Source organism: Helicobacter vulpis, from assembly GCF_003660395.1.
GTDB lineage: Bacteria > Campylobacterota > Campylobacteria > Campylobacterales > Helicobacteraceae > Helicobacter > Helicobacter vulpis.
In genome coordinates, this window is record NZ_QXQT01000097.1 from 1 (window position 1) to 461 (window position 461).

A 461-nucleotide genomic window follows, 5' to 3' on the forward strand; every position below is an offset into this window, starting at 1 on the left:
CTTGCTCCATAGATTTTTTGAGTTGTTTAACCACCTTCTTGCTTCTAATCTCCCACGCAATGGTTCTTAAATCTCTTTTGGCTTGTTCTCTGTCTTTGCCGGTCTTAGTGAGTGGCTGAAAATAGAATTGGATATGGGTGATGCGATTACCCATACCCTTTGTCTTTAATTTCTCGTAGCATAGGTTCTCAAAGTGGGGGAGTTTGTGGAGTTCTTGGGTGGCGGGTTTAAGGATTTGTGCTTCGAGCTCACCCATTTGATAATCAGTGGATATGCCCATCAACTCCCTAAACTTCGCCCACTCCATTTTAGGGGGCAATCCTGTGCTTTTCCACTGCTTGAGAAGGCGGTAAAGGGTCTTGGCGTATTTGCCACTGATGTTTTGAAACTCAAAGAGCTCAAAGGAAGTGAAGTTGCCATGGAGGTAGTTAAGCAAGTAGCCAAAGTAAGGCATATTCACT

The 461-nt window shown here is 44.0% G+C and carries 1 protein-coding gene; it reads right to left on the reverse strand.

From position 1 onward, the window contains the following. Positions 1–461 (reverse strand): replication initiation protein (locus EAO38_RS08745; RefSeq protein ID WP_162982769.1); only part of this gene is annotated, 461 nt, incomplete at both ends.